Annotated in this window: 17 protein-coding genes; 5 read left to right on the top strand and 12 right to left on the bottom strand. The window is 72.5% G+C overall.

Annotated elements, in window-relative coordinates:
* Nucleotides 1-42: 42 nt before the first annotated feature.
* The 4 genes from BMY40_RS21940 to eccD form a co-directional block, all read right to left on the bottom strand.
* Nucleotides 43-1,386 (bottom strand): M16 family metallopeptidase, encoded by a 1,344-nt coding sequence (locus tag BMY40_RS21940; RefSeq protein ID WP_245770243.1) that lies wholly within the window; start codon nt 1,384-1,386, stop codon nt 43-45.
* A 92-nt stretch (nt 1,387-1,478) separates the two neighbouring features.
* Complete coding sequence (locus BMY40_RS21935; protein ID WP_093662275.1) at nt 1,479-3,710, bottom strand: polyribonucleotide nucleotidyltransferase; 2,232 nt, start codon at nt 3,708-3,710, stop codon at nt 1,479-1,481.
* Nucleotides 3,711-3,988: 278 nt separating this feature from the next.
* A complete protein-coding gene (rpsO, locus tag BMY40_RS21930; RefSeq protein WP_093662273.1) occupies nt 3,989-4,276 on the bottom strand; it encodes a 30S ribosomal protein S15 in 288 nt (95 codons plus the stop codon).
* A 226-nt stretch (nt 4,277-4,502) separates the two neighbouring features.
* Nucleotides 4,503-5,978 (bottom strand): type VII secretion integral membrane protein EccD, encoded by a 1,476-nt coding sequence (gene eccD, locus BMY40_RS21925; protein WP_093662271.1) that lies wholly within the window; start codon nt 5,976-5,978, stop codon nt 4,503-4,505.
* A 267-nt stretch (nt 5,979-6,245) separates the two neighbouring features.
* Between eccD and eccCa the strand changes: the two genes are divergently transcribed.
* Entirely contained in the window at nt 6,246-10,247 is a 4,002-nt protein-coding gene (gene eccCa, locus BMY40_RS21920; protein ID WP_093662269.1) for a type VII secretion protein EccCa, read from the top strand.
* A 367-nt stretch (nt 10,248-10,614) separates the two neighbouring features.
* A complete protein-coding gene (locus tag BMY40_RS21915) occupies nt 10,615-10,848 on the top strand; it encodes a DUF397 domain-containing protein (RefSeq protein WP_031508379.1) in 234 nt (77 codons plus the stop codon).
* Between the two features lie 112 nt (nt 10,849-10,960).
* Here BMY40_RS21915 and BMY40_RS21910 read toward each other — a convergent pair whose 3' ends face one another.
* The 7 genes from BMY40_RS21910 to eccB form a co-directional block, all read right to left on the bottom strand.
* Nucleotides 10,961-11,248: a WXG100 family type VII secretion target gene (locus BMY40_RS21910; RefSeq protein ID WP_093662267.1), complete on the bottom strand. Its 288-nt coding sequence runs from the start codon at nt 11,246-11,248 to the stop codon at nt 10,961-10,963.
* A gap of 29 nt (nt 11,249-11,277) precedes the next feature.
* Nucleotides 11,278-11,643, bottom strand: a complete 366-nt coding sequence (locus tag BMY40_RS21905; protein ID WP_093662265.1) for a WXG100 family type VII secretion target — start codon at nt 11,641-11,643, stop codon at nt 11,278-11,280.
* 71 nt (nt 11,644-11,714) lie between these two features.
* Complete coding sequence (locus tag BMY40_RS21900; RefSeq protein ID WP_245770238.1) at nt 11,715-12,938, bottom strand: S8 family serine peptidase; 1,224 nt, start codon at nt 12,936-12,938, stop codon at nt 11,715-11,717.
* A gap of 64 nt (nt 12,939-13,002) precedes the next feature.
* Entirely contained in the window at nt 13,003-14,676 is a 1,674-nt protein-coding gene (locus BMY40_RS21895) for a WXG100 family type VII secretion target (protein WP_093662261.1), read from the bottom strand.
* 16 nt (nt 14,677-14,692) lie between these two features.
* Nucleotides 14,693-15,097 carry a hypothetical protein gene (locus BMY40_RS21890; protein WP_093662259.1) on the bottom strand — a complete coding sequence of 135 codons (405 nt, stop codon included), beginning with the start codon at nt 15,095-15,097 and terminating at the stop codon, nt 14,693-14,695.
* Nucleotides 15,098-15,195: 98 nt separating this feature from the next.
* Nucleotides 15,196-16,509 (bottom strand): type VII secretion-associated serine protease mycosin, encoded by a 1,314-nt coding sequence (gene mycP / locus BMY40_RS21885; RefSeq protein WP_093662257.1) that lies wholly within the window; start codon nt 16,507-16,509, stop codon nt 15,196-15,198.
* Between the two features lie 16 nt (nt 16,510-16,525).
* The gene (eccB, locus tag BMY40_RS21880) at nt 16,526-18,037 is read right to left on the bottom strand and encodes a type VII secretion protein EccB (protein WP_093662255.1); all 1,512 of its coding nucleotides are present in this window, start codon (nt 18,035-18,037) and stop codon (nt 16,526-16,528) included.
* 192 nt (nt 18,038-18,229) lie between these two features.
* On the opposite strand from eccB, the gene eccE reads away from it, so the two are divergent.
* The 3 genes from eccE (at nt 18,230) to BMY40_RS28100 (ending at nt 23,277) form a co-directional block, all read left to right on the top strand.
* On the top strand, nt 18,230-19,552 hold the full coding sequence (gene eccE / locus BMY40_RS21875; protein ID WP_093662253.1) for a type VII secretion protein EccE: 1,323 nt from the start codon (nt 18,230-18,232) through the stop codon (nt 19,550-19,552).
* On the top strand, nt 19,552-20,289 hold the full coding sequence (locus BMY40_RS21870; protein ID WP_093662251.1) for a hypothetical protein: 738 nt from the start codon (nt 19,552-19,554) through the stop codon (nt 20,287-20,289). Before eccE ends, BMY40_RS21870 begins: the two co-directional genes overlap by 1 nt.
* Nucleotides 20,290-20,529: 240 nt before the next feature.
* Nucleotides 20,530-23,277, top strand: a complete 2,748-nt coding sequence (locus tag BMY40_RS28100) for an SCO5717 family growth-regulating ATPase (protein WP_093662249.1) — start codon at nt 20,530-20,532, stop codon at nt 23,275-23,277.
* Nucleotides 23,278-23,385: 108 nt separating this feature from the next.
* Here the strand turns inward: BMY40_RS28100 and BMY40_RS21860 are convergent, their stop codons facing one another.
* Nucleotides 23,386-24,324 carry a bifunctional riboflavin kinase/FAD synthetase gene (locus BMY40_RS21860; protein ID WP_093662247.1) on the bottom strand — a complete coding sequence of 313 codons (939 nt, stop codon included), beginning with the start codon at nt 24,322-24,324 and terminating at the stop codon, nt 23,386-23,388.
* Nucleotides 24,325-24,480: the final 156 nt, after the last annotated feature.

The raw sequence follows: 24,480 nt of genomic DNA, 5'->3' as shown, positions 1-24,480 counted from the left end.
CGGGGCCCGGATCGGGCGGGGGCCGGCCAGGCCGGCCTCCGGTCAGGCGACGGCTTCGTCCAGGCGGGCGCTCTGCCGGTCGGTCAGCGGCCCGATGACCGACAGCGAGGGCCGCCATCCCAGGATCTCCCGGGCCACCGAGCGAATGTCGTCGGGGGTGACGGAGGCGATCTTCGCGAGCATCCCGTCGACCGAAAGCTGCTCGCCCCAGCACAGCTCGCCCTTGCCGATGTGGTTCATCAGCGCGCCGGTGTCCTCCAGGCCCATGACCGTGGAGCCGGAGACCTGCCCGATGGCGCGGCGCAGTTCCTCGTCCCCCAGGCCGTGCGCGGCGACGTGGTCGAGTTCGTCGCGGCAGATCTTCAGCACGTCGTGGACCAGGTTGGGGCGGCAGCCCACGTACACGCCGAACAGGCCGCAGTCGGCGAAGCCCGAGGTGTAGGAGTACACGCTGTAGGCCAGCCCGCGCTTCTCCCGCACCTCCTGGAACAGCCGGGAGCTCATCCCGCCGCCCAGGGCGGCGCTGAGCACTCCCAGTGCCCAGCGGCGCTCGTCGGTGCGGGACAGCCCGGGCATGCCGAGGATGACGTGGGCCTGCTCGGTGGCGCGGTCCAGCAGGTCCACGCGGCCGGCGGTGCGGATGCGGCGCGAGCCGCTCCGGGGGGCGACGGGCTCGGCGTCGGCGCGTCCCAGGGCCCCCGCCCGTTCGAACGCCTCGCGCACCTGGCGCACGACCGTGTCGTGGTCGAGGTTGCCGGCGGCGGCGACGACCAGGTGGGTGGGGTCGTAGTGCCGGCGGTAGAAGCGGGCGATCTGGTCGCGGGTGAGGGCGTTGATGGTGTCGGTGGTGCCCAGGACCGGGCGGCCCAGCGGGGTGTCGCCGAGCATGGTCCTGGCGAACAGGTCGTGGACGCAGTCCCCGGGGTCGTCCTCGGTCATGGCGATCTCCTCCAGGACGACGTTGCGCTCGGCGTCGACGTCCTCGGAGCGGATCAGCGAGCCGGTCAGCATGTCGCAGACGACGTCGACCGCCAGCGGCAGGTCGGTGTCCAGGACCCGGGCGTAGTAGCAGGTGAACTCCTTCGCCGTGAAGGCGTTCATCTCGCCGCCGACCGCGTCGATCTCCGCGGAGATGTCCAGGGCGCTGCGCCGTCCGGTGCCCTTGAAGAGCAGGTGCTCCAGGTAGTGGGTGGCGCCGTTGAGCGTGGGCGTCTCGTCGCGTGAGCCGACCCGCGCCCAGATGCCGAAGGTGGCGGAGCGGACGGTCGGCACCGACTCGGTGACGACCCGCAGGCCGCCGGGGAGCACGGTCTTGCGGACGGTGCCCGCGCCGTTTCCGGCTGCGGTCGCGGACGGGGACCAGCGCCCCGGGACGGGGCCGGGCACGGGTCCGCCGGCCGGGCGGGGGGCGTGGTGGGGACGGGCGACGGCCCGCCCCACCGGGGCGGTGGGGCGGGCCGTCGTACGGGGCGTGCGAGTCACTTGGCCGCGGTGTCCTTCGCGTCGGTGGTCTCGGCGCCTTCCTTCTCGTCCTCCTCGAGCACCGGGATCAGCGACAGCTTGCCTCGCTGGTCGATCTCGGCGATCTCGACCTGGACCTTCTGGCCGACCCCCAGCACGTCCTCGACGTTCTCCACGCGCTTGCCGCCGGCGAGCTTGCGGATCTGCGAGATGTGCAGCAGGCCGTCCTTGCCCGGGAGCAGGGAGACGAAGGCTCCGAAGGTGGTGGTCTTCACGACCGTGCCCAGGTAGCGCTCGCCGACCTCGGGCATCGTCGGGTTGGCGATGCCGTTGATGGTGGCGCGGGCGGCCTCGGCGGCCGGGCCGTCGGCGGCGCCGATGTAGATCGTGCCGTCGTCCTCGATGGTGATGTCGGCGCCGGTGTCCTCCTGGATCTGGTTGATCATCTTGCCCTTGGGGCCGATGACCTCGCCGATCTTGTCCACCGGGATCTTCACGGTGATGATCCGCGGCGCGTTGGGGGACATCTCGTCCGGGACGTCGATGGCCTCGCTCATCACGTCCAGGATGTGCAGGCGGGCGTCGCGGGCCTGCTTGAGGGCCGCGGCCAGCACGGAGGCCGGGATGCCGTCCAGCTTGGTGTCGAGCTGGAGGGCGGTGACGAACTGGCGGGTGCCGGCGACCTTGAAGTCCATGTCGCCGAAGGCGTCCTCCGCACCGAGGATGTCGGTGAGGGTGACGTAGTGGGTCTCGCCCTCGATCTCCTGGGAGATCAGGCCCATGGCGATGCCGGCGACCGGCGCCTTGAGCGGCACGCCGGCGTTCAGCAGCGACATGGTGGAGGCGCACACCGAGCCCATGGACGTCGAGCCGTTGGAGCCCAGCGCCTCGGAGACCTGGCGGATGGCGTACGGGAACTCCTCGCGGCTGGGCAGGACCGGGACGATCGCCCGCTCGGCCAGCGCGCCGTGGCCGATCTCGCGGCGCTTGGGGGAGCCGACACGGCCGGTCTCGCCGGTGGAGTACGGCGGGAAGTTGTAGTTGTGCATGTAGCGCTTGCGCGTCACCGGCGAGAGGGTGTCGAGCTGCTGCTCCATGCGGAGCATGTTGAGGGTGGTGACGCCCAGGATCTGGGTCTCACCGCGCTCGAACAGCGCCGAACCGTGGACCCGCGGGATCGCCTCGACCTCGGCGGCCAGGGTGCGGATGTCGGTCAGACCGCGGCCGTCGATGCGCTTCTTCTCCTTGATGACGCGCTCGCGGACCAGGGCCTTGGTCAGCGAGCGGTACGCCGCGGAGATCTCCTTCTCGCGCCCCTCGAACTGCGGCAGCAGCTTCTCGGCGGCCAGCGCCTTGACGCGGTCGAGCTCGGCCTCGCGCTCCTGCTTGCCGGCGATGGTCAGCGCCTGGGCCAGCTCGTCGCGGACGGCCGTCTCCAGCGCCTGGTACACGTCGTCCTGGTAGTCCAGGTAGATCGGGAACTCGCCGACCGGCTTGGCGGCCTTGGCGGCCAGGTCCGACTGGGCCTTGCACAGGGTCTTGATGAAGGGCTTGGCAGCCTCCAGGCCGGCGGCGACGACCTCCTCGGTCGGCGCCTCGGCGCCGCCCTTGACCAGCTCGACGGTCTTCTCGGTGGCCTCGGCCTCGACCATCATGATCGCCACGTCGCCGTCGGGCAGGACACGGCCGGCGACGACCATGTCGAAGACGGCCTCCTCCAGCTCGCTGTGGGTGGGGAAGGCCACCCACTGGCCGCGGATCAGGGCGACGCGGGTGCCGCCGATCGGGCCCGAGAAGGGCAGGCCGGCCAGCTGGGTGGAGCAGGAGGCGGCGTTGATGGCGACCACGTCGTAGAGGTGGTCGGGGTTGAGCGCGAGGACCGTCTCGACGATCTGGATCTCGTTGCGCAGGCCCTTCTTGAAGGACGGGCGCAGCGGGCGGTCGATCAGGCGGCAGGTGAGGATCGCGTCCTCGCTGGGGCGGCCCTCGCGGCGGAAGAAGGAGCCGGGGATCTTGCCCGCGGCGTACATCCGCTCCTCGACGTCAACCGTCAGGGGGAAGAAGTCCAGCTGCTCCTTGGGGTGCTTCGAGGCGGTGGTGGCCGACAGCACCATGGTGTCGTCGTCCAGGTAGGCCACGGCCGAGCCGGCGGCCTGGCGGGCCAGGCGGCCCGTCTCGAAACGGATGGTACGGGTGCCGAAGGAACCGTTGTCGATGACGGCCTCGGCGTAGTGGGTCTCGTTCTCCACCAGGGAATTCTCCTCGTCTGCGTCCGTGCCCGTGTGGCGCGGACGGTGGCGGTGGAGCGTCTTCCCGTACGGGCCGGTCTTCGATCGAAGCTCCCGGGACCTTTTCGCCCGGGGGCCACTACCGAGGACCGGCGGCGTGAAGGCGCTCCGCCTCGTTCTCGTATGTCGTTGTGGGACCAGACTACAAAGCTTCCGGTCTCCGTGAGTGCCTGTGATGCGCCGCGAGTACGGCGAAGGGAGCGGTCCCCGTCGCGGGAACCGCTCCCTTTCACGGCGTACTACCGGGCGCCGGCCGCGCCGCGGCGGATGCCCAGGCGCTCGACCAGCGCGCGGAAGCGCTGGATGTCCTTCTTCGCCAGGTACTGCAGCAGGCGGCGGCGCTGGCCGACCAGGAGCAGCAGGCCCCGGCGGGAGTGGTGGTCGTGCTTGTGGGTCTTCAGGTGCTCGGTGAGGTCCGAGATGCGGCGGGTGAGCATCGCCACCTGGACCTCGGGGGAGCCGGTGTCGCCCTCCTTGGTGGCGAACTCGGCCATGATCTGCTTCTTCGTAGCGGCGTCGAGCGACACGCGATACTCCTTGGATTCTTCGTCGAGGCCACCGAGTGCCCCTGGTCTTCCGCGCAGGGGATCTTCCACGACTCGGGAGGCGGGGTCCGCTGGGCGCTGCCTCCAGGTGGTCACCGGAAGACGCGTACACAAACGGCCGCCGACAACCCTACCAGTCGTGCGACGGGCCGCTCACCGCAGGTCGCCGCCGGACGACCGGGCTGCCGGGACGGCCCGGCCGTCGGCCTCAGCCGGTCATGCTCCGTGCGGCGGAGTAGGCGTCCAGCACCGCCAGGCACAGCGGGACCAGCGACAGCAGGACGAAGCCCTCCGCGAAGTCGAGGAACCGGCCCCAGAAGGGGGTGACGCCGCGCCGCGGCACGATCAGGCCGATGGCCGTGGCCAGGGCCGCCGCGCCGGCCAGGGCGGCCGACAGCCAGACGGTGCGCAGGTCCAGCGGGCCGCTGTCGCCGGCCAGCAGCTCGCGCACCAGGTCGGCGGGCGGGTTGAGGGCCAGGCCGAGGGCGAGGAGGGCGAGGGCGCCCAGACCCGCGGCGAGGGTGCAGGCGACCTGGGCGGTGTAGCGGAACAGGCGGGCGCGCGTCAGCGCCGCCAGCCCCGCGGCCAGGGCGAGGAGCTGCCCCCAACCCGACTCGGAGAAGCCCAGGACGGCCGCCGAGGCGACGACGACGGCCGAGCAGCCGCCGACGAGGCCGAGCAGCGTCTCGTGGCCGCGGCGGGCCTGGGCCGCGATGCGGTCCGCGTCGACGGGCCCCGCGGTGTCGGGGGCTGCGTCGGGGTCCTCGTCGTAGCGCATGGCGCCGGTGCGCGGCGCGTTGTAGCCGATGGGGAGCCGGGCGAAACGGGCCGACAGGCCGGGCAGGAAGGCGATGGCGCCGATCGCCACGGGGGCGCACACGGCCGCGGTCTGCACCGGGCTCAGCTCGGCGAGGATGGCGGTGAAGGTGGCCAGGGTGCCGATGGTGGAGGCGAAGGCGGCGGCGACGAACGGGCCGTCCCCGCCGGGCGTGGCGGCGATGAGGGCGACGGAGGCCACCAGGACGGCGACGCACCCGAGCAGGAACTGCAGTCTGCCGATGCCGCCGCCGTCCGCCAGGGGCAGCAGACCGGACCCGGCGATCATCACGTGCGGCAGGGAGGCGAGTCCGAGCGCCGTCGCGCAGGGGCGGTCGTCGTACACCCGGGCCCGTACCGCCGCGAAGGCGATCAGCAGCACTCCGGTGATCGCGGCGAGGATGCCCGGCAGGCTGTGCATGTCGTGGCGGACCGGGTCGGCGAACCACAGCACGAAGGCCATGAGCGACAGCAGCACCACGCCGCCGACCAGCCCGGCTCCGCGCATCAGGTCGTCGCTCCACATCCTGCGGTCCTTCGAGACCGCGGAGGCGACCGCGTCGGAGACGTCGTCGAAGACGGCCGGCGGCAGCGACTCGGCGAACGGTCGGAGGCTGAGGACCTCGCCGTCCAGGACCTGCTGGGCGGTCAGGGAGCGGGCGCTGTCGAGCACGCCGCCGTCGCGGCGCACCAGGTGGTAGCCGACCGGGGCGCCCTCGGCGGAGGTCTGGCCGCTGAGGCGCAGGATCTCGGGGTACAGGTCGGCGACCGGGACGTCCTCGGGGAGGGCCACGTCGATGCGGCTGTCGGGCGCGACGATGGTGACCCGGCAGAAGCCGGTGGCGGCCGCCGGTGCAGTCGTACTCACCTTGAGATCCCCCTCGTGGGCTGCTCGCTGGCTCACTGGCTCATTGGCTCCACACGATGCGCACGGCCCCTCCCCGGGAACTCCGCGCCCCACCGCGGCTTTTCACCCTCGGCCGGCCGCTCACGCTGCGCATATGTCGCGCGCCACCCTACCGCCCCCCGGCACCGGCGGCTGCCAGTAGTATCGCCCCGCGCGGACGGGGTCCGTCGCCACGGGGGCGTCGGCAGGCACACCACCGTCCCGCTCTCCCGAGGGATTGATGCTTCCGTGAGCCAGATCGTCGTCAAGCGTCCGCCGCGGGTGCTGCCGCCCAGCGTGCCCGGCGAGGATCTGAGGCTCGAACCGCCGCCCGAACTCCCGCGCGGGCAGCAGGAGGGCGTGCTGTTCCAGCTCCTGCCGATGCTGGGCATGGGCGGTTCGGTGGTCTTCTTCTTCATGCCGAACGCGCACCCCTTCATGCGCATCATGGGCGTGATCATGATCGCGTCCACCGTGGCCATGCTCATCGCCACCATCGTGCGGTTCCGCCGGGGCACCCAGGGCGAGATGGCCCAGATGCGCCGCGACTACCTCAAGTACCTGGCGCAGACCAGGCGCAAGGTCCGCAGGACGGCGCGGATGCAGCGGGACGCGCAGTACTACCTGCACCCCTCGCCGGACCAGCTGTGGGCCCTGGTCGCCGAGTCCTCCCCGCGCTTCGCCGGGGAGGCGCCCAGCCGGGTGTGGGAACGGCGCGCGAGCGACGACGACTTCGTGCACGTGCGCGTCGGCCTGGGCGAACAGCGGCTCGCCACCCCGCTGGTGGCCCCGGAGACGGCTCCGGTGGACGAGCTGGAGCCACTGACGGCCGGTGCGATGCACCAGTTCCTGCAGACGCAGGGCACCGTCGCGAACCTGCCGATGGCCGTGTCCCTGCGCGCCTTCTACCACCTGACGGTGAGCGGCGACCCGGAGTCGGTGCACGGTGCCGTCCGCGCCATGGTCGCCTCCCTGGTCACCCTGCATTCCCCCGAGGACCTGGTGGTCGGCGTGGTGACCGGGCGGGACGGCGCCGAGCGCTGGGAGTGGGCCAAGTGGCTGCCGCACGTGCAGGTGTCCGGCGTCGCCGACGGGGCGGGCAGCGGACGGCTGATCACGGGGGATCCGGCGGGCCTGGAGCATCTGCTGGGCGCGAAGCTGGAGGGCCGGCCCCGCTTCAACTCCTCCGGGCCGCCGCTGCTGGACCAGCCCCACGTGGTGGTCGTGCTGGACGGCGGCTCCGTGGTGCCGCCGGACTCGATGCTGGCCTCCGCCGAGGGGCTGCAGGGGGTCACCGTCATCGAGGTCGTGCCCGGTGACATCGGCAGTCCGCGCGGCGGCCTGTCGGTGGTCGTACGCCCCGGCGAGCTGCGGCTGGAGTCGGCGCACGGCGCGGTGTACCAGGGGCGGCCCGACTCCCTCTCCCCGGAGGCCGCCGAGGCGCTGGCCCGCCAGCTCGCCCCGCTGCGCGTGGGCACGGGCGGCGACGACGACGAACCGCTGCTGGCGAACCTGGAGTTCACCGACCTGCTGAGTCTGGGCGACGCCGCCTCGGTCGACGTACGGCGCACCTGGCGGCCGCGGTCCACGGCCGAGCGGCTGCGCGTGCCCATCGGCGTGGGCGAGGCCGGCCAGCCGGTCATGCTGGACCTGAAGGAGGCCGCGCAGGACGGCATGGGCCCGCACGGCCTGTGCGTCGGCGCGACCGGTTCGGGCAAGTCGGAGCTGCTGCGCACCCTGGTCCTGGGCCTGGCGGTCACGCACTCCTCGGAGACGCTGAACTTCGTGCTGGCGGACTTCAAGGGCGGCGCGACCTTCGCCGGGATGTCGCAGATGCCGCACGTGGCGGCCGTCATCACCAACCTGGCCGACGACCTCTCGCTGGTCGACCGCATGGGCGACTCCATCCGCGGCGAGCTCAACCGCCGCCAGGAGCTGCTGCGCGACGCCGGCAACTACGCCAACATCCACGACTACGAGCGGGCCCGGGCCGCGGGCGCCCCGCTGATCCCGCTGCCCTCCCTGGTGCTGGTCATCGACGAGTTCAGCGAACTGCTGACGGCCAAGCCGGACTTCATCGACATGTTCATCCAGATCGGCCGCATCGGCCGTTCGCTGGGCGTGCACCTGCTGCTGGCCTCGCAGCGTCTGGAGGAGGGCCGGCTGCGCGGGCTGGAGACGTACCTGTCCTACCGGATCGGTCTGCGCACCTTCTCGGCGGCCGAGTCCCGCGCGGCGCTGGGCGTGCCGGACGCGTACCACCTGCCGTCGGTGCCCGGTTCGGGCTATCTGAAGTTCGGCACCGACGAGATGGTCCGCTTCAAGGCCGCCTACGTCTCGGGCACCTACCGCTCCGGCACCTCCGCCGGAGCCGGGGCCGCAGGCGGGCCGCTGCCGGCCGAGCGCCGGCCGGTGCTCTTCACCGCCAGGCCGGTCCCGGTGCCGGCTCCCCGGCGCGCCGAGCCCGCCCGGGCCCCCGTGCCCGCCGCCCCGGCCGACGACGACGCGCTGGCCGACACCGTTCTGGACGTCATCGTGCGCCGGCTGGAGAACCAGGGACCGGCCGCCCACCAGGTGTGGCTGCCGCCGCTGGACCAGGCATCGCCGCTGGACGAGCTGCTGCCCGGTCTGACGGCGGTGCCCGGCCGCGGCCTGACCCAGCCGGACCATCCGCACGCGGGCCGGCTGACGGTGCCCCTGGGTCTGGTGGACAAGCCGTTCGAGCAGCGGCGTGAGACGCTGCTGCGCGACTTCTCCGGCGCAGCGGGCCACATGCTGGTCGTCGGCGGCCCGCAGTCGGGCAAGTCCACCCTGCTGCGCACCCTGATCGCCTCCTTCGCCCTCACCCACACCCCGCAGGAGGTGCAGTTCTACGGGCTGGACTTCGGCGGCGGCGGCCTGACGGCCGTGAAGGACCTGCCGCACGTGGGCGGCATCGCCTCCCGGCTGGACCCGGAGCGGGTGCGGCGGACCGTGGCCGAGGTCGCCGGCGTGCTCAACCAGCGCGAGGAGTACTTCCGGGCCAGCGGCGTCGACTCCATCGCCACCTTCCGGCGCCGCCGGGCCCGCGGGGAGATCACCGACCAGCCGTGGGGCGACGTGTTCCTGGTCGTCGACGGCTGGGGCGCCTTCAAGCAGGAGTACGAGATGCTGGAGGCCGTCGTCACCGACATCGCCGCCCGCGGTCTGGGCTACGGAATTCACGTCGTGGTGGCGGCCTCCCGCTACATGGAGGTGCGTCCGGCCCTGAAGGACCAGTTGCTGAACCGGCTGGAGCTGCGGCTGGGCGACACCATGGACTCGGAGTTCGACCGCAGGGTCGCCGCGAACGTGCCCACCGGCGTTCCCGGGCGCGGCCAGACGCCGGAGAAGCTGCACTTCATGACCGCTGTGCCGCGCATCGACGGCGTCGCCTCCGACGATGAGCTCTCCGACGCCACCGCGGCGCTGACCCGGGCGGTGGCCGGCGCCTGGCAGGGCCCCGCGGCCCCGCCGGTGCGGCTGCTGCCGCGCGAGCTGCCCGCCGACCGGCTGCCGCGGGGCGGCGACCACCCGGGGTACGGCGTCGCCTTCGGCATCGACGAGAACACCCTGCAGCCGGTCTTCGTCGACTTCGAGACCGATCCGTTCTTCCTGGTCTTCGGCGAGAGCGAGTCGGGCAAGACGGCGCTGCTGCGCCTGCTGGCCAAGCAGATCTGCGAGCGCTACACGCCCGACGAGGCGCGCATCGTCGTCGCCGACTACCGGCGCTCGCTGCTGGGCGACATCCCCGACTCCCACCTCATCGTGTACGCCGCCATGTCCAACGCCATGGACACGCACATGGCCGCGATGAAGGACCTGATGGAGAAGCGCACCCCGCCGGAGGACGTCACCCCGCAGCAGCTCCGCGACCGCAGCTGGTGGCACGGCCCGAAGATGTTCATGATCATCGACGACTACGAGCTGGTCTCCACCTCCAGCGGCAACCCGCTGGCGATGCTCGTCGAGCACCTTCCCTTCGCCCGGGACATCGGTGTCTGCTTCATCATCGCCCGCAGCTCCGCCGGGGCCTCCCGCGCCTCCTACGAGCCGTTCATGCAGCGCATGAAGGAACTCGGGGCCCAGGGCGTGGTCCTCTCCGCCGACCCGGGCGAGGGGGATCTCCTCGGCAACGTCCGCGGCCGGCCGATGCCGCCCGGCCGGGGCCACTTCGTCTCCCGCAAGCGCGGGGCCCCGTTGGTCCAGGTGGGCTGGCTGCCCCCGCGCTGATCCCCTTGCCCCGGGGCGGCGGCACGTCCGGCCCCGCCGGCCGTAACCGCCGCCCCGGGGCGTTCCGCCTCCGGGAGCCGTCGGCGCCGCCATCGCGCCGTGCTCCGCCGCGGACCGCTTCGAGCGGCGGGTCCCCGGCCGGCTCCGGGCATGTCCGCGAGCCGTCTCGAACCGGCGTTCGCCGTGGTCGGGAGGTTGCGCGGACTCCTCTCGGAGCCCGTGCGGGGCTGTTATCTTGCCCGGGGGCCGTGAGCCGCGGAGCGCCGCGCCGTGCCCCTCACGTTCACCGCCGCCGCACCGCGGACCCGTGCTCGGCGTGGCGCGGGAGCACGCTCCCGTCGCCGCCGTCCATCGAGGAAGGACACTGATGGGGACTCAGCAGGAGAAGGACGAGCTGTACGCGATGGACATCTCCGACGCCGTCTGGGAGAGCGCACCCGGCGGTCCGGAGGACGAGAAGGTGGAGATCGCCCATCTGCCGGGCGGTGCCGTGGCCATGCGCAACTCCAAGGACCCCGACACCGTGCTGCGCTACACCGCCGCCGAGTGGCGGGCCTTCGTACTCGGGGTCCGCGACGGGGAGTTCGACCTCAAGCCCTGAGGCCCCGCGCCTCGGTTCCCGTACCGGCCGGGAAAGCGGGCGGGCGCCCGGCGACCGGATGCGCATCCGGTCGCCGGGCGCCCGACGAGGTGTTCGCGACTGACCCGAGGGATCAGAACTCGAACCGCTGGGCCGCCCTGCGGTCCGTCTGCTGGTAGCCGCTGGTCGACTCGTCCAGCTTGTCGGCGATCGCGTTGAGGGTGGTGTTCAGGCCGCTGACGTCCCGGCCCCAGCCGTCATGCTTGGCCTTGAACGCGTTCCTGGCCTCACCGTTCCAGGTGTTGACGACCTTCATCACGCGGTCTTCGAGCGCGTTGAGCTCGTTCGTCAGGTCCTTGGCCGCACTGCGGATGTCCGCCGCCGCGGCGGTGACGGTGCCATAGGTGATCTTGATGGTCATGTCGGCCCCTCCCTTCTCTGTATGGCTCGTTACTTGACGGTCGGAGTGATGCCCGTACCGGCGAAGTCGCTGATCGGGCTCGCCTTCGCCAGTTGGTTGAACTTCTCCATCTGGTCGATCTCGTTGGTGGTGAACCCGTCCTTGCTCGCCTGGAGGGCTTCCTCGATCATCTGGAGCCTGCCGTCCAGCTTCTGGGCGTACTCGTTCGTCTGCCGCTGGAGCCGGTCGTAGGAGCTCGCGGCCTCGCCCTTCCAGGCGCCCTGGATCGTGTCGACCACGGCGTTCAGGTTGGAGATCTTGCTCTTGAGCTTGGCCTGCATGTCGTTGACCTGGTCGATCAGCGACTTGAGATCGGCATCATTTGACTGGAAGTCGCCGCCGCCTTCTCCGGACATACCGTTCTCCTCGAATGGGTTGATGGTGCTCACTGGCTGGTCGTCATGGGCGCTCCGCGTGCGGGCCCCCGTCACGTCCTGCGGATCGTCCTCCGCACGAGAACGGATGCGCCTGCGACCACGATGGCCGCCGCGGCACCCGCTCCCAGGTAGATCCACAGACTGCCGTCGTCCTCCGACGCGGCGGCCGCGGTCTCATCCTGGTCCTTCCGGTCCTCGTCCGTTCCCCCGGCACCGTTCCGGTCGTTCTTGCCGTCGCTCTCCCCCTCGGAGGAGGACGCCTTCGGCGGGAGGGTCGGTTCCGTGGCCTCGATCGGGTTCCTGCCCGGGTCTCCGGGATCGCCCTTGCCTTCGAGCAGGTGGATGCGGGGCCGGACGGCACCGTATCCGATGTAGACGCTGGAGGCTCCGTCTTTCCCGTCCTTGCGCCCGGCGGTGTCCACCAGCACACGCAGGACCTGGTTGGCCGTCCAGTCGGGGTTCTTGGCCCAGATCAGGGCCGCCGAGGCGGAGGCGATGGCGGTGGCGGCACTGGTGCCTCCGTCCCTGACGCAGTACTTCTGGAAGTCCTCGTCACACCATCCGGGCATCTCGCTTCCCGGAGCGGACAGATCCACGTTGACGCCGTGCTGGGAGAAGCCCGTCACCTCGCCCTGCTCGTCGGTGGCGCCCACGCCGACCACGCCGGGGTACGAGGCCGGGTATTCCGGTCTGTTCTTTCCTTCGGCGTCGTTTCCGACAGAAGCGAAGAGCAGTTTCCCTTTGCCGATGGCGTACTCGATCGCCTCTGCTCCAGCGGGGTCGTAGTAAGGGCCTCCGAAGGACATGCTGATGATCTTGGCGTCACTGTCGGCCGCCGCGCGGATCGCCTTCACATAGCCGTCGGCTTTGAGCTTGCTGCCGAGGCCCTCCAACGGAATCCGGTACGGGATGACCTTTGCTCCCGGAGCCAGCCCTCGAACACTTCCGTTCTTCCCGGTGCCAGCGATGATCTCGGCCATGTCCGTTCCATGGCCCGTGTAGTCATCGGTAGCTTCTCCCGGAGTCCCGGTCATGTCCTCCCCAGGCAGTACCTGGCCCCGGAGAGCATCGGTGGAGTCGTTGACACCACTGTCGATGACGGCCACCTTGATGCCCTCGCCCGTGCTGACCTTCCACATCTCCTCGGCCCGCATGGCGTCCAGGTACCACTGCTGCGAACGGACATCGTCCGCTTGAGCTACAGGTGCCGTCCCGACGAGGCATACGGTCCATGCACCGGTTGCAGCCAGCACGGAGAGCAGGCGCCGTCGCATACGCCGCGACGGCAGCCTGGGGCCGTGGTCGTGTCCTGCCGTCATCGCCGCTCTCTGTCGTGGGTTAGTCGATAACAGGAGGGGCGATTCCGTTGCGCCCCGTCCGCCAGGTCTCTTCGTCCTCGGTGAGGTAGTCGGGCCTGCGGGAGTCCTTCCGGTTCTCCTCGCGGGAGCTTGCGCTTCCGCTGCGGGGTACCGCGCCCGTCGTACTCTGGACGCTCCCACCCGTTCCTCCTGTGCCGCCTCTCGCCAGCCCGGAGCCGCCGGGCGTGAAGGGGCGTACCACTCCGCCCTGACCCGGGGCGCTCCGGGGAGCCCCGACAGCACCGCCGCCGGTCGCCGCACCCGATCTGCGCCCGGTGGAGCCGCTGCCCGTCCCCGAGCCGATCGCTCCCGTGCCCGCAGCCCCCCCTGAGGGGCGTCCCGTCATACCGTGCTCCGCTCCTATCACGGTTCCGCGCGGGAGGCGCGGGCCGTTAGATGCCCCTTGGCCCTGCTGCGGAGTCCCGCCGAAGATGCCGCTGCCGCCCCGCCCCATGGGCGGTGTCGTCGCGGTGGGCGCCCTTCCGGCTGGAGGGGCGGAACCCGTGACCGGACGGGGGTTCGTGTTGTTCGCCGGCGGAACGGTGGACGGGCCGCCCGCACGTCCCGTGCCGGGCTGGCCGGACCCCTGACCTGGAGCGTGTGCGGCCGGGATCCTGGAGGTTCCCACCTGCTTGAGATTCCCTCCTCCTCTGGGAGTGAGGGTGGGGGCAGGACCGGGCAGGGCGGGACCGGACGTGACGGGCCCGCCACTCGTCGGGGCGGGCGAGGTGCGTGGACCGGTGTCGGCGGGTGCGGGAGGCGTCACGGGAGCAACGGTGTTCAGGTCCGTGCGCACAGGCTCCTGGAGGGCGGGCGCTCCCCCGACGAAGCCGGGCTCGCCCGGAGCGGAATGCGTCATCCCCACGCCAGCGGCCTGCGAGCCACTCACGGCTCCCCCACCTCCGTGGCCAGGAGACGCGGAGACGTCCCCACCCCCAGGGACGGGCTTTCTCCTGTACCTGGGCGGCGCCGGCGGCATGCCGACGTTCGGCATCGGGCCGAACTCCGGCTCCTCCAGGCCCTTCATGTTGTCGTGCGAGACCTTGTAGTAGGAGGCCAGGCGGTTCATCTGGTTGATGGCCTCCTGGCGGTCGTCCTCCTTCTTCTTGGCCAGCTTGTACTTCTCGTTGGACTCGACGCGCTCCTCGGGCGGGATGCTCTCCAGTCGCGGCGCGGCCATGACCGCCGGATCGCGCTCGGGCATGCCGCTGCGCACCATGGACAGGCCGACTCCGGCGGCCTTCAGCTGGGTGCTGGCCTTCTCGGTGAAGTCCGCCAGGAGGAGGGTGTTCCTGCTCAGCTTCCGGCCCCACTCGCGGAAGCTGTCGCCGAACTCGCCCTCCCAGTCGACCTTGTCGATGTGCTTCTTGAGGTCGTCGCCGATCTGCCTGATCTTGCCGCCCGCGTCCCAGAGGGTGTCGGCGGCGTTCTCGATGTCGGCCGGGTCCGCGTCGTCCACCAGGGGGAACATCTCTTCGAGGTCCTTCTTCTCGAAGTCCGTGGTGCCCATGACGCTGTTGCGCGCGGCCACGCCCCCGAACAGGTCGACCGGGATGAAGGCGCCGTTGCGCTTGAGGTCGGTCATGACGAGCTGCCCTGCGACGAACGGCTCCTCGGGTCTGTCCTGCCCGTCCTGCCTGTCCTTGTCGGTCACGGTCGTACCTCCCCCGTCAGTAGGTGACCCCGGTGGCCTCGTCCCTGGGCGGCTGCTTGCTCGCCGCGTGCTGCTGCTGGTGGGTCCTGGTCTGGAGCTCCCAGAAGCGCCGCTTCAGATCGTCCTCCAGGTTGCCGAAGCCGACGTCGGCGCCGTGGACGGCGATGCGCATGGCCTCGATCTGGTCGCCGAGGACTCCGGAGAGCCTGGTGAGCTGGGCGTGGACCCGGGCGTACTGCGAGTAGATCCCGTCGGCCTCGGCGAACTCGCCCCCGAAGGAAGAGCGTTTGACCTCCTGCTGCCCGACCCTCGTGGGGGAGGCGGGCGAACTCTCCAGCTCCTCGAGGATGTTGTCGACCCGGTTCTTGAACTCCTTGAGCGACTCGAGTTCGCCCTTGAGTTTGTCGGCCGGCACCCCCATCAGGCTCCCCCTCCGCCTGCTCCAACGCACATCCCGATCCGTGCCCCATCACTCTAGCCACTGCGTGTGACACGGCGGCAACCCGGTTCTCCGGGCCCTCACATGAGCGCCCCGGCCCCTGAACCGCGGAGGCCGCCCTGCTCCCCGGCCGGTCCCCGTCTGCGCCGCCAGTCCCGGTACACCAGCGAGCCCCCGGCGATCACCGACACCAGGACGCCTCCGCCGACCACCGTGTAGGTGCCCAGGCGCCTGTCGCGCTCCTGCGGCGTCTCGCCCAGGTGGAGTTCGGCCGGGGTGGGAGGTTCGGCCCGGTCCACGCCCTCATGGGCCACCGGCTTCTCGATCCGCCTGTCGTCCTCGGTCAGCGCCCGGACGGGATCGACGACGCCCCACCCCACGTGGCGGTCGTGCCCGGGTACGGACCGCTCGGCGGTCTGCGCGATCTGGGCAGCGACGTGGTGCGGTTTCCAGTCCGGGTGCTCGGCCACCAGCAGGGCGGCCACACCCGCCACGTAGGGCGCCGAGAAACTGGTGCCGTTGTCGGCGCAGTGGCCTCCGCCCGGGACCGTGGAGACCATGTCGACGCCGGGCGCGGCGACGTCCACGAAGTCGCCCGACTGGGAGAAGGGCGCCCTCTCGTTGTTGCGGTCGGAGGAGGCGACGGCGATGACGCCTTCGTAGGAGGCCGGATAGGTCTCCTTCACGTTGCCGCCCAGGCCGTCGTTGCCGGCCGAGGCGACGATGACGACGTCCTTGGCCAGCGCGCGGTTCACCGCCTGCTCGAGCCTGGAGTTGGGCCGGAGGGGCTTGGCGGTGTCCTGCGAGATGTTGACGACCTTCGCCCCGACGTCGACCGCGTGGTCGATGGCCTCGGCCATGCTGTCGGTGTTCCCGTTTCCGGCGGCGTCGTTCTGCTGGATGGGGATGATGGTGGCATCGGGGGCGATGCCGACGAAGCCGGTGTTCTCGGCCGGGCGTGCGGCGATGATCCCCGCGACCTTGGTGCCGTGACCGACGGTGTCCTCCGTGCCGTCCTTCGCGGGGGGCTTGGGGGTGTTGCCGTACTCGTCCTTCTTGGGGGCGGGCAGGTTGCTCATGCCCAGTCCGGCGTCGACCGCGTCCTTCAGCTGGGGGTGGTCGTCGTCCACTCCGGTGTCGATGACCGCGACCTTGACGCCCTTGCCCTTCGTCTTCTCCCACAACTGGTCCAGGATCACCCGCTTCAGGGACCAGGGCCTGCCCTCGAAGGGTTCGGCGGGGAAGGTGCACTGCCCGGTGTCGGCGGCGGCCGGCGGCGCCCAGGCCAGGGGGGCGGTGACGGCCCCCAGGGCCGCCAGGCCGATCGCCGCGGCCGTCGGGAGCGCCGCCCACCGCAGCGGCGCGGGCGTGGTGGTGGCCGAAGTGTCCGTCATCTCGCGCTCCCCCGGCTCAGGAACCCTGCGGCTGCTTCGCCGCGTTCGTGCTCAGCCTCGGTCCGGTCGGCAGGAAGCCCGACCAGGCGGCGGGCACCGGCACCGGCCGGACTCCCTCGTAACCGAGCATGATCTGCGCCTGATTGCCCTCCTGGACGCTCTGCTCCGGGTCCTTCTTCCTGCCGTCCGTGCCGATCTCGGACTCGTCCTGGCCGCTGTCGGTGTTCGCCTGCACCGCGTAGCGCAGGCCGGTGTCGGTCACCAGGAAGACGCCGCCGGAGCCGGTGTCCCGCCCCGTGACCTGGCGGAAGAGCAGCCCCGAGCCGGGGGTCACGTACGCGCTGGTGGCCCCGTTGGGGAGGGTGGCCGGATAGTCCTCGCCCGCCCAGGTGCTGAGCGTCGCGGTGCCCTTCTTCTCGTCGACGCCGCGCAGCACGTTGCACAGGGCGTCCCGGCCGCTGCCCGTCCGGTTGACCGCGCTCGGTTCCGCCTCGGGCCAGTTCCGGCTGCTGCCGTAGAAGGTGCTCTCGGGCCGGATGGCGCCGGCGCTGACCTCCCGGGCCTTCCCCTGCTGGCCGAGCGGGGTGGCCTGCGGGCTGTTGAGCAGCAGCTTGGCCATGAAGTCGGTGACCGGCCTGATCTGGTCCCTGAGCACCACGTAGTGCTGGTGGCCGGTGCCGGAGGGGGCGCGCAGCACCATGCCGACCCGGTTGGCCTCGGCGTCCAGGTCGCCGGGGGCGCCGGCCGGGGTGCCCAGTCCGTCGATCCTCTCGGGGAACAGGATCGGGTCGCCCTGTCTGAACGTCCTGAGCCAGTCGGCGCTGACGTCCTGGGGCCGTGTGCTGCCGACGACGGTGCGCAGCAGCGTGTCGTCCGCCGCGATGGGGTACGCGGTGCCCCGCGCGTCGACGATGTGGAGCTTCTTGCCGGGGTCCCTGACGTACATCACCTGGCCGCCGCGCAGCCGGTTCCTGCCCTCGACCCGTTTCTCGTCCCGGTCGGCGAGAACGAAGACCGCCTTCTGCACGCCGTCGTCGCCGGGCTGGACGCACACGGCCCAGCGCTTGGCCTTCGTCGCCTCCTCCTTGCCGGGCAGCCGGTCGGGGGCGTAGGGGATGCCGAGGGTGGCGCCGTGCGGGATCCTCCCGCTGTCGAGGACCTTCTCGTCGACCTCGACGATCCCGAACTTGCTGGGATCCAGCAGGAGTTTCGCGGAAGCCAGGTTGAGCACCGGGTGGAGCTGCTTCTTCCCCCTGGTCTCGAGGACGACGTAGCGGGTGGTGGACTCGCTGCCGATGATGACCTTCTCGCCGGGGTTGTCCCAGCCCTTGGGCGCCTTGGGCTTGAACATCCCCCAGGCCCCGAAGCCGGCCAGGATCACGGCCCCGATGACCAGTCCGGGGAGCACCGCCCGCAGCGGGCGCGGCGCCCCCTCCTCGGTCCCGGTCGGTGCGGGCTGGAGGAATGCCGAGACCAGCCGCTTCTTGGCGAAGGTGTAGGCGTTGAGCTCGTCCCGCCGTGATGCCATCTCTCGCTGCTTCTCCCCGCTGGTGGGCCCGGTGTCCCCCGGGCTTCCGGAGCACCGCCACTGCTGCCTTCTGTCGGACCGGGCCCCTACTATGCCCGTTGGCGATGGGCCCTCGCTGCTCCGGTAGGGTGATCGCCCGACCAACGCCCTGGAGCGTCAGGGCGATTACGGACACAAGGGGATTTTCAGGGGATGGGGACCGCCTCGCGGGCCCGGACCGCCACGTCCGCGCCCGACAGTCCGGCGCCGGACGGCGCACGCCCCGAGCCCGCGAGGCCGCGTCCGGTGCGTTCGGCCACGCCGCGCGCCGAGGCACGCCACCGCGGCCTGGGGCCGCTCCGGCTGCACCAGCTGGTCCTGGCCGAGCTGGCCGCGGCGGGAGTGCTGGCCGCGGCCGCCGTGCACAAGGTCCTGGCGATCCCGGCGGCCGTGGTGGCCGTCGTCCTGCTGCTCCTGACGGTGCTGCGGCGGCGCGGCCGCCCGCTCCCGGAGTGGCTGGGCACCGTCATGGCGCTGCGCCACCGCAGGCGGCGGGCCGCCTCCGAGGTGCTGCCGCCGGACACCGACCCGGGCCTGGCCCCGGCCGTCGAGTGCGACCCGGCCCTGCGCAGTCTGACCTACGTCGACCGCGAGCGGCGCGGCGTCGGCATGGTGGGGGACGGCACGTTCCTGACGGCCGTGCTGCGCGTCGAGCCCCGTCCCTCCGCCCTGCGTTCCGGCCCCGACGAACGGCCCCTGCCGCTGCGGCTGCTCTCCGACGCCCTGGAGGTGGACGGCATCCGGCTGGAGTCGGTGCAGGCGGTGCAGTACACCCAGCCCGCCCCGGCACCGCACCTGCCGGCGCAGTCGGTGGCCGCCTCCAGTTACGGCCCTCTCCAGGCGTCGTGCGGCGCACCGGCCGTACGTGTGACCTGGGTGGCCCTCAAACTCGACCCGGAGCTGTGCCGGGAGGCGGTCCAGGCGCGCGGGGACGGCCTGGAGGGCGCGCAGCGCTGCCTGGTGCGAGCCGCGGACCAGTTGGCGAGCCGGCTGGCCGGTGCGGGTTTCCGGGCGACGCTGCTGCCGGAGCAGGAGCTGGTCACCGCGCTGGCGACGTCGGCCGGGGCGAGCCCGGCGGCCACGGCGCGGGCCGGACGTCCCGACTCCTCCCCCGCGCGGCGCACCGAGGAGAAGGCCCGTGCCTGGCGGTGCGACGACCGCTGGCACACCACGTACGCGGTGGCCCGCTGGCCCGAGTTGGGTCCGGGGTCCGTTCCGCTGCCGTCGCTGGTGGCGTCGCTGACGGGGCTGCCCGCCCTGGCCACCACCTTCAGTCTGACCCTGAGCCGGGGTGAGAGCCGTTCGGTCGCGATACGCGGACATGTGCGCATCACCGCCCGCAGCGACGCCGAACTGGTCGCCGCCCGGCACGTGCTGGAGCGGCTGTCGCGGGAGCGCCGCGTGGGGATCGCCCGGCTGGACCGCGAGCAGGTGCCCGGGGTGCTGGCGACGCTGCCGCTGGGAGGGACGCGCTGATGCCCGGATCCGCAGAGTCGGCGCGCACGGCCGTACGGCCCCGCCTGGGGTTCGGGCTGCGCGGGCCGCGGGCGCCCCGTCACGTCCTGTCCGTGGAGCAGTTGGACGCGCTCGCCCTGCCGGTCGGTGACGACGGAGTGGTGGCCGGTGTCGATGTCGAGGACCGCCCGGCCGTCATCGGCCTCCACCACCCGGCCCCCCACGACGTGGTGCTGATCGGCGGTCTGTGGACGGCTCAGGTGCTGGCGCTGCGTGCGGCGGGCACGGGTGCGCGGGTGGCCGTCGAGACCGGCCGGCCCCAGGTGTGGACGAATCTGGCCCGCGCCGCGGGCGGCGACCAGCAGTGCATGACGCTCCACGACGTCGGCCGGGTTCCGCCGCTGGGCGCCACTGCCGTCTCTCCGGTCGTGGTGATCCGGGACTGCGGGATGAAGCCGCCGCGCGGCCGGGTCTCCTCGGGGCCCTGGCAGTCGGTGCTGACGCTGCTTCCGTATCTGAGCCCGGTGGCCCCCCGGTTGCTGAGGGGCGCCTCGCTCACCGGCGTCCAGCAGGTCTCCCCCGAGGAGGCCCGGCAGGTGGGCAGGATCCTCTCCCTGTCCCGGCAGGAGGTCGAGGCGCTGTCCACGCTCGCCGACGGCGTGACGCTGTGGTGCACGGGCCGGGACCGGCGGTTCGTGCTGACCAGACCCACCGACGCCGAGACGGGGTTGCTGGGCGTGGCCCGGCGGCTGGACTGACGTTCCGCCGGCCGCGCGCGGTCTGCCGACCCGTCACCGGTCCGTTGCCCGAGTGGGACGCGAACGGCATGCCGTTCCGGTGCCCGTGGCGACTAGGGTGGGCATGCGCGCGGCAGGACGTTCCGAGGGAACAGGCCGGAGGCCGCGACGGCGGGGGAGCCGGCGGCCGGGTCCGCCCGCCGGCAGGGAGCGGTCCGCGCGGTTCTGCCGGGGTGCTCGACCAGATCAGCAGGAGGCATTGTGAACAGCGACCGGGACGAGATCCGCGTCGACGGGATCGCACCCGGCGACGACCTGCCCAAGGACGAACTCGACGCCACCGGCGAGTTCACCATCGACTACACACCACCTGCCTGGTACACGCGGAACGCCGACCCCGCCCCGCATACGCCGGCCGCTTCCGGCGGCTTCGCGGACGGCGCGGAGGCGGGCGGGACGGACGCGGACACCGGTCCCGGTGCCGGCACGCCGCCCGCGTTCCCCCCGGTGACGCCGCCCGGGCCCCCCACGGGGGACGCCCGGGAGGAGCCCGGCGACCACCGGCCCGGTGAACCGCCGGCCGGCCCGGCTCCGGAGGCCGCCGACGGCGGGGAGGACGGACGGGACGGACGGACGGGGGAACATCCCGCCGGCGACGGTCCCGGCGGTGACGCGACCATGCGTTTCTCCTCCGCCGCGCTGCGCCGGGAGATCGCCGAACGGCAGGCGGCGAAGGAGTCCGCCGACGGCGGAGACGACCGGCCGGAGAGCACAGAGGGCGCGGACGGCGCGGAGGGCGAGCCGGCCGGCAGCGCGTCCTCCGGTGACGAAGCACCCCCGGCTCCGGCCACGTCGCCGTCCGCCGGCTCCGAAGTCCGCTCCCGGCCCCAGGGCGACGCCGGTGAGGAGTCCGTGGGGGACGACGAGCCCGCTGGGTCCGAAGACGGAACGGCCGGTGAACCGCACGGCTCCGCCCCGCGGCCTCCCGCCCAGCCCCAGGCTCCTTCGGCATCCACTCCGCAGGCCCCGGCGCAGCCGCCATGGCAGACCGCTCCGGAGGGCGGGGCGCCGGTCGGACTGCCTCCCCTGCCGCCGCACTTCCAGCCCGCCGCTCCTCCGGCCGCGCCCAACCCGCCGGTGCCCCAGGACGGTTACCACCTCGCCCAGCCCCAGCAGCAGGCCCAGCCCCCGGCCGCGCCCGGCCCGCAGCCGCAGCCGCAGGGCGGTTACGGCTTCCCCCAGCCGCCCGCCGCACCCCCGGCCGATCCCTTCCGGCCGCAGCCCGCGGACGCGCCCAACCCTGCGTCGCCGCAGGGCGGTTACGGTTTTCCCCGGCAGCAGGAGCAGCCGCCCCAGCCTCCGGCCGTACAGCAGGCCGGTCCCTCCGGGCCCGCGGCGGACCGGGTTCCCATGCCGCCCGCGGAGCCCGCCCCCCAGGACGGCTACGGCTTCCCCCGCCCCCAACCCCAACCCCAACCCCAACCGCAGCCGCAGGCACAACCGCAGCCCCCGGCCGCGCCCGGACCGCAGCCACAGCCGGAGGGCGGTTACGGCTTCCCCCAGCCGCCCGCCGCGCCGCAGGCCGGCCCGTCCCAGCCGCTGCCTCCCGCCCAGCCCTCCGCACCCGGACCACAGCCGCAGCCGCAGCCGCAGGACCCTCGTGCCGGCTCCGCCTGGCCCGACCCCCGTCAGCAGCCTCCGAGCCAGCCCGGCGCGCTCGGATACACCGCGTCGGTGGAGCTGTCCTCCGAACGCCTGCTGAACCAGAAGAAGAAGCCCCGCCCACAGAGCAACCGCGGCGGCTCCCGCTTCCGTATCGGGGCCAGGAAGGAGGAGGCCGAGCGGCAGCGCAAGCTCGAACTCATCCGCACCCCGGTGCTGTCCTGCTACCGCATCGCGGTGATCAGCCTCAAGGGCGGCGTCGGCAAGACGACGACCACCACGGCGCTCGGCGCGACGCTCGCCAGCGAGCGGCAGGACAAGGTCATCGCGATCGACGCCAATCCGGACGCGGGCACGCTCGGCCGCCGGGTGCGGCGCGAGACGGGCGCGACGATCCGCGATCTGGTGACCGCGATCCCGTACCTAAGCAGCTACATGGACATCCGCCGGTTCACCTCGCAGGCGCCCTCCGGACTGGAGATCCTCGCCAACGACGTCGACCCGGCGATCTCGACGACCTTCAACGACGAGGACTACCGCCGGGTCATCGGCGTGCTGGGCCAGCAGTACCCGATCATCCTCACCGACTCGGGCACCGGCCTGCTCTACAGCGCGATGCGCGGCGTCCTCGACCTCGCCGACCAGCTCATCGTCATCTCCACCCCGTCCGTGGACGGTGCCAGCAGCGCCAGTACGACACTGGACTGGCTCTCCGCCCACGGGTACGGCGATCTGGTGCAGCGCAGCATCACGGTCATCTCCGGGGTCCGCGAGACCGGGAAGATGATCAAGGTGGACGACATCGTGGCGCACTTCAAGACGCGCTGCCGCGATGTGGTGGTCGTCCCGTTCGACGAACACCTCGCGGCCGGCGCGGAACTGGACCTGGACATGATGCGGCCCAGGACGCGGGAGGCGTACTTCAACCTCGCCGCCCTGATCGCCGAGGACTTCTCGCGCCACCAGCAGGAGCAGGGCCTGTGGTCGCCCGGCGGGAACCCGCCGCTGACCGCGCCGCCCATCCCCGGCCGGCCGCAGCCCCACCCCGGTCAGCCCCAGCCCGGCGCCCCGCAGCAGGCCCAGGCTCCCTACCAGCCGCAGCCCTACCCCCAGCACCAGCAGCCGTACGGGCAGCCGCAGCCGCACCCCCAGCAGCCGTACCCGCACTACCCCCAGCAGCAGCCCGGTCAGTCCCACCCCGGCCACCAGCCGTATCCGGGCCCGCCCGGTCACCCGGGTCAGCCCGGCCAGGCGCAGGGCGGTCCCTCCCAGCCGCACCCCCAGCAGCCGCCCGGTGCCGCTGGGCCGCCCGCGCCCGGCGCGCAGTGGCAGCAGCCGGAGCGGTGACGGCGGCGCACCGTCGCGGAACGTGAACGGGCCCGCCGGCCCCGCCCCTGAGGGGCGGGGCCGGCGGGCCCGTCCGTCCGCCCGTCCGCCGTGCTCGGGCCGAAACGCTCAGCCCAGCAGTTCCCTGGCCACCCGCACGTCCTCGGCCATCCGCTCCAGCAGCCCGTCCAGCGTGTCGAACCTCTCCTGCCCGCGGATGTAGGACAGGAAGTCCACCGCGACGTGGAGCCCGTAGAGGTCGAGGTCCACACGGTCGATGGCGTACGCCTCCACCGTCCGCTCGGTGCCGTCGAACTGCGGGTTGGTGCCGACGGAGATCGCGGCGGGCATCGACTCGCCCTCCACCACCAGCCATCCGGCGTAGACGCCGTCCGCGGGGATCGCGGTGTGCGGCAGTGTCTCGACGTTGGCCGTCGGGTAGCCCATCTCGCGTCCGCGCTGCGCACCGCGGACGACCACGCCCTCCACCCGGTGCGGCCGGCCCAGCACCTCCGCCGCGCCCTCCACGTCGCCCTCGGCGACCAGGCGGCGGGTGAGGGTGGAGGAGAACGGCTCGCCACCGCCGGCCTCCCCGCGCTCGAACAGGTCGACGACCATCACGTCGTAGTCGTACGTCCTGCCCAGCTCGGCCAGGGCTTCCACGGTGCCGGCCGCCCGGTGGCCGAAACGGAAGTTGGGGCCCTCCACGACGGTACGGGCGTGGAGCCTGTCGACCAGCACCTTCACCACGAAGTCGGCCGGCGACAGCTTCGAGAACTCCTCGGTGAAGGGCAGGACCAGGACCGCGTCCACGCCCAGGCCGGCCATCAGCTCCGCGCGCCGGTGGTGCGGGGCGAGCAGCGGCGGGTGGCTGCCGGGCCGCACGACCTCGCTGGGGTGCGGGTCGAAGGTGACGACGACGGCCGGTACGCCCAGCTCGCGGGCGCGCTCGACCGCCCTGCCGATGATCAACTGGTGCCCGCGGTGCACCCCGTCGTAGGAGCCGATGGTGACGACGCTGCGCCCCCAGTCCTCGGGGATGTCCTCCAAGCCACGCCAGCGCTGCACAGTGCCCGCTCCTCGCCGAATGCCAGTGGATGGTGCCGGGTCCAAGGGTGCCATGACCCCCCGTCGCGTTCGCACGGGGACCCGCGCCGGACGGCTCCCGCCGGAAAGCGCCCCGGTGCGCGCCGTGGTTCACTCCGTGCGCCCGTCCGGCGGGGT

The sequence above is a fragment of the Streptomyces radiopugnans genome (assembly GCF_900110735.1).
Classification (GTDB): domain Bacteria; phylum Actinomycetota; class Actinomycetes; order Streptomycetales; family Streptomycetaceae; genus Streptomyces; species Streptomyces radiopugnans.
This window is presented reverse-complemented; position numbering and strand designations above follow the sequence as displayed.